The organism is Deltaproteobacteria bacterium (genome assembly GCA_016219225.1).
Classification (GTDB): Bacteria; Desulfobacterota; RBG-13-43-22; order RBG-13-43-22; family RBG-13-43-22; genus RBG-13-43-22.
Genome location: JACRBX010000176.1, coordinates 1 through 5299, shown reverse-complemented (window position 1 = coordinate 5299; position 5299 = coordinate 1). Strand labels below are relative to the sequence as shown.

The following is a 5299-nucleotide window of genomic DNA, read 5'->3' as shown; positions in this document are numbered from 1 at the left end:
GCTTTTTTGAGTTCCGGCAAAGCCACACAGGTCTTCTCTACACACTCTTCAGTTTCCCTTTCCCCTTTTTCGATCCGCTCGACAAATCCCCTCATTTTATTGATAATACGATCGATCTGTCTCTTATCCAAACGGAGTTCCTTAAGTCCTTCTACGATTAAAGCCTTGTTGGCCTCAATCTGGTCTCGAATTTTTTTTCTTCGGGGGGAGGGAAGATCATGACTTAATTTCTCATGGAGTTTTCGGTTTTTTTCATAAAGTTCGGCCATCTCGGAAAAAAGTTGAAGCACTTTCGCCCTATGGGCCTCCGTTTCGATAAAGGGGTCCTCATCATCCATGTCTCGAACGATCTCCCTGAGTTTAATCGCCCCCTGCTCAAATCTTTCGCCCAGGGTCAGGATTTCCTTGATCCCTACCGGAGACTCTAACAGGGCATCCATAACCTCATGTTTTCCGTCTTCTATCCTTTTGGCAATCTCCACTTCCCCCTCACGGGTAAGTAAAGAGTAGTATCCCATTTCTTTCAAATACATTTTAACCGGATCATTCGTCTTGATCCCGGTATCCGGTCCCCATTTCAGTTCCTCTTCTTCTTCTTCTATCCGATCTTCATCGGCTTTTTCTTTGGCGCGGACTCGAGGGGCGCCTTCCAGGATCTGGATATCGGTTTCGTCGAACAGATAGATCATATCGTCGATCGGTTCTGTTCCGACCAATTCGGGGGGAAGCGTTTCCTCGGTCTCCTCCAGATCCAGATATTCCTTTTCCTTGGTTAGAGAAATCATTTTGTTAAGTTCTTCCATGGTGCTTTCTTTGGTCATGGGTTCTCCTTTATCCTTTTGAAGAGATCAGGATTTCTTTTCTCCTCTGGAGCAAGTCTTTTTTCATGGTCAGCAGGGTCTTTAATTCTTCCGTAATCCCGGACTGTTCTTTAGAGCGGATTTCCCGGTAAAGGGCCTTTTCCTGCTGTTGCAGTTCCTTCAGATGAATCCGTTTGATCAGGTCGAACAAAAAAGTTTTTTCATCTTCCTCATCCACAGATTCCCGGAGGGTTAAGACCGAAACCTGATTTTTTAATCCCTGGTCATCGATCCGGTTGAGCAAAAGACTGGGATTGACTTCCCCCTTCTGCCGATAGATTTCTCGAATCGCTTCATAGAGGGACCGGGCCGCCGGAGACTCAAAAAGTTCGGTTCGATCCTTATTCAGGAGCAACGGGGCCGCCTGGGGGATTCGTAATAAGGCCTCAATCACATGCCACTCCAACCCCGGGACCCGTTCTTCCGGTAAGCTTTTTTGCATCAGGCCGGATTTTTTTTCAACAATCCTCGAACCCTTCAGGGATTTCCAGAGAACCGACTCCGGTATTCTTAATTTGTCGCTCACCATACCGATATAATAAGACCGTTCGACTTCCGAATCCAGGGCCTTCAGATAAGGAATCAAACGGTCCCACTTTCGAACCTGATCCTGGATGTGAGGTCCGCTCGTTTGAATCTGCTGGTTAATAAAGAAAGTCATCATGGGCTCTGCCTGGCGAATCTCTGCGGAAAACTTTTCCGATCCTACCTGAAACAGGTAACTATCCGGATCGCTGTCGGCCGGCAAGACCTTGACCCTGGCGGAAACCCCTTCCTGTTGAAAAAGGGGGACGCTTCTCAAGGCCGCCTGAATTCCGGGAGGATCACCGTCAAAAAGGAGGACCAGGTCCTCGGCCAGGCCCTTTAATTTTCGAATCTGGAAAGATCCCAAGGCTGTCCCCAGGGTGGCTACGGTCTGTTTGAACCCATGAAGGTGCAGGGATAAAAGGTCAAAATAACCTTCAACCACCAGTACCTGCTTTTGGCTGCGTATCGCCGGGTCGGCCTGGGAAAGACCGTAAAGAAGATGGCCTTTGTTAAAAATCGGAGATTCAGGGGAGTTCAGATACTTGGGGGTCTCCTGACCCAAGGCCCGGCCTCCAAAGCCGACGACCTGCTTGCGTTCGTCTAAAATCGGGAAGATCAGTCGATTCCTGAATCGATCATAATGACCGCCCTTTTCTTTTTTGATAATCAAGCCGGACTGTTCTAAAAGGGAAAGGGGGGTCTTTTTGTTATTAAAAAAAGAGAGCAGCCGGTCCCAGCCTTCCGGGGCATAACCCAGAAAAAACTCCTGGGCTATCGGCTGATTCATCTTTCGATAACTCAGATAATCCCGGCCTTTTTGACCTATTTTTTCTTTCATTAACAAATGATGGTAAAATTCAGCCGCTTCTTTCTGGACGGACCGTAACGCTTCTTTCAGCCCGGGGTTGGTCTCCGGACGATGGACCAAAGAGTCTTTTGGCAAGGGGATTCGCAGGCGTTCAGCCAGTTCGCTCACCGCTTCCGGAAAATTCAAATGATAATACTGCATAAAAAAAGTAAAGACATTTCCCCCCAGTCCGCATCCGAAACAATGAAAGATTTGTTTGTCTTCGTTAACCATAAAAGAGGGGCTTTTTTCCGGATGAAAAGGGCATAATCCCTGATAATTGCGACCGGTCTTCTTTAAGGCTACCACCTCCGAAACCACATGGACCAGGTTGACGGCGTCTTTGATCTGGGAAATAAAAGCTTCGGGGAAGAAAGAGGCGTTAGGCATTATGCGGTTCCTGTAAATTAGAGAATCCCTCGCCGATAGCGGCGACCAGGGGATCTTTAATTAAAAGGCAAAACCCTATCCAAAATTCTCAGATGAACCTTTGTAAGAATCTTTGCGAATGATGATTATTCCTAAAATGTGAATCAGGAAATCCAACAAGGATCTCCTTGAGTTCTTCAGGAAGGGTTCTTTCTCCTAAACGGAGGAAAGTTTTTGTCTGACAATGGCCTGAATCGTTTGACCTTCTGCTCGACCGGCCAGCCGAGCCATGACCGATTTCATCACCTTACCCATATCTTTTATCCCGGAGGGCTTTATCTCCAGGATGATCTGATTGATACTTTCCTCAATCTCTTCCGGAGTGGCCTGATCCGGCAAAAAAGCAGAATATATAGCCACTTCGGCCTTTTCTTTTTCCGCCAGATCCGTGCGCCCGCCTTTTTCGAACTGTTCGATGGCTTCTTTTCCTTGCCGTATCAATCCGTTAATTACGGAAAGGATTTCCTGATCCTCCAATTTCCCGCGCCGTTCCACCTCTTTATTTTTCAAGGCCGCCCGTAACATCCGCAGAGCTGAAGTCCTTATTTTATCTTGAGACTTTAAGGCCTTCTTAAAATTTTCCTCAATGGTCGGCATCAAGCTCATTGGTCTGAAACCCTTTAAATTTTGTTTAAGCTTTTAAGTAAAGTAGAAAAATAAAAAAAAGTCAAGAAAAAATAACAGACGGGGTCGTATTTCTTTTTAGCCACTGCATAGCTTCGCCCAGATTTAATGATCCGCTGTAAATAGCCCGCCCGGTAATCATCCCGGCCAGCCCGTCTTTCTCCAGAGGGGCCAAACTTTGAACATCGGACAGGGTGGCAATCCCTCCGGCCGCTACCACCGGAAGGCGGGTGGCCTGGGCTAAACGGCGGGTCGAATCAATGGAGGGACCCTGCTGGGTTCCGTCCCTGGCTATATCCGTAAAAATAATGGCCTTGACCCCCCAGTCTTCATATTGTTCAACCAACTCAACCGGATCTTTTTCGGAAATTTCGGTCCAACCTTCGACGGCAATACGATTGTCCCGGGCATCCAGACTGACCATAATTTGATTCGGGAAATGGCGGCAGGCTTCCTTAACCGTCCCGGGGTCTTTAAGGGCCACGGTCCCTAAAATGACCTGAGCCAATCCTAATGACAGATAGCTCTCCACAGTCGAAAGATCCCGGATACCTCCCCCAAGCTGGATCGGAATTTTAATCGTTTCAACAATCTCTTTGATGACCGAAAGATTCCGGGGGCCTTTTTCAAAGGCCCCATCCAGGTCGATGATATGGAGACGTTCGGCCCCCAGGTCCGCCCATCTTCGGGCCATTTCCAAGGGATGGTCCGAAAAGACGGTCTCGGCATCGGCCCGCCCTTCCCGGAGGCGGACACACCGGCCGCCTTTGATATCTACTGCTGGGATAATGATCATAATTTATTTTAGTGATTCAGCCGGGGGGAAGTCCTTTAACATCTCCATCAAACCCTGACGGGTAAGTTCCTGAACGGTAACCCAGCGCATGTTCCGTTTTAAAAAGGCATCTAATTCCAGGAGGTTTTCGGAAAGCGATTTTTGGGTTTGGGCCCACTGTGCCCTCCAGACCAGGCTTCCATCCCGTACCTTCAAAAGATGGATATCGACGGCTACCGAAGCCGGTTGGGTAATTCCATAACTCGTCCCTTTTCTTTCCTGATAACGAAAGACGGTACCCCAAAGCACATATTCTGCTTTCATTTGGGTGCCCAAGGCTTTCATTAAAATGAGAGGGTCTTTCTCGATCCCTTTGGCCAGAAGGATATTATAGAACCCTTCAACCTGGCTTGGGCTGATAAAATCAAACCCTTTATTTTTTTCCTGCAAAAATTCCCACAACCATTGGGTCAGGAGAGGGGCCGGATCTCCTTCAACAGGACCGCTCTCCATGATATTCCCACAGGATCGGCAACGGACAATTTCCTTCCCTTGGGCCTGTTCGACTTCGAAAGGGGCAATGGCCAATCGGACCCCAGCCAAAGACTCCCCGGTCCAAACCATGGAAAAGAAACCAGCCACCCCCATCAAAAGCAGAAATCTTTTTTTGATTTCTTTCTTCATTAGAGCATCCCCTTGGTCGAACGCACCTTGTTCAGACCCGCCTGAAGCTGACTGGCCTGAGAAATGGCCCGCCCAAAACCTTTAAACATGGCTTCAATGATGTGGTGAATATTTTCCCCGGCTAAAACTCTTAAATGAAGGGTAAGACCCGAGCGATTAGCCAGGGCCTGAAAAAATTCCTTGATCAAGGCCGTGTCAAAACCCTCCACCCTGACCTTTCGTGTTTTCCAACCATAAGCCAGATGGGGGCGTCGGGAGATATCGACGGCCACCAGGACCAGGGCCTCATCCATAGGCAATATCGAACTCCCGTATCGTTTAACCCCTTTTAAATCTCCCCAACATTGGCAGAAGGCGTCTCCCAGGCAAAGGCCGATATCTTCGACGGTATGATGGAATCCGACTTCGATGTCCCCCTGGGCCTTTAACTCAAGATCTAAAGACCCATGATGGGTCATCAGATCCAACATGTGATTCAGGTCTGGGACCGGGGATTGTATCCGGCTTATCCCCTTGCCGTCCTAGGATTGTTTTAATTGAATCCGGGTCTCT

5 protein-coding genes and 1 pseudogene are annotated in these 5299 nt (G+C 48.3%); all 6 read right to left on the bottom strand.

All coding sequences use genetic code 11. From position 1 onward, the window contains the following. A partial coding sequence (locus HY879_15395) for an RNA polymerase sigma factor RpoD (protein ID MBI5604722.1) occupies positions 1-821 on the bottom strand: 821 nt, incomplete at its 3' end. A gap of 10 nt (positions 822-831) precedes the next feature. Further along, positions 832-2625 carry a DNA primase gene (locus HY879_15390; GenBank protein ID MBI5604721.1) on the bottom strand — a complete coding sequence of 598 codons (1794 nt, stop codon included), beginning with the start codon at positions 2623-2625 and terminating at the stop codon, positions 832-834. A 195-nt stretch (positions 2626-2820) separates the two neighbouring features. Then, entirely contained in the window at positions 2821-3270 is a 450-nt protein-coding gene (locus tag HY879_15385; GenBank protein ID MBI5604720.1) for a GatB/YqeY domain-containing protein, read from the bottom strand. Between the two features lie 61 nt (positions 3271-3331). Then, on the bottom strand, positions 3332-4084 hold the full coding sequence (hisA, locus tag HY879_15380; protein MBI5604719.1) for a 1-(5-phosphoribosyl)-5-[(5-phosphoribosylamino)methylideneamino]imidazole-4-carboxamide isomerase: 753 nt from the start codon (positions 4082-4084) through the stop codon (positions 3332-3334). Positions 4085-4087: 3 nt separating this feature from the next. After that, a complete protein-coding gene (locus HY879_15375; GenBank protein MBI5604718.1) occupies positions 4088-4747 on the bottom strand; it encodes a hypothetical protein in 660 nt (219 codons plus the stop codon). Further along, positions 4747-5299 (bottom strand): annotated as a pseudogene (hisB, locus tag HY879_15370) (imidazoleglycerol-phosphate dehydratase HisB). The gene HY879_15375 and the pseudogene hisB overlap by 1 nt, the downstream one beginning before the upstream one ends.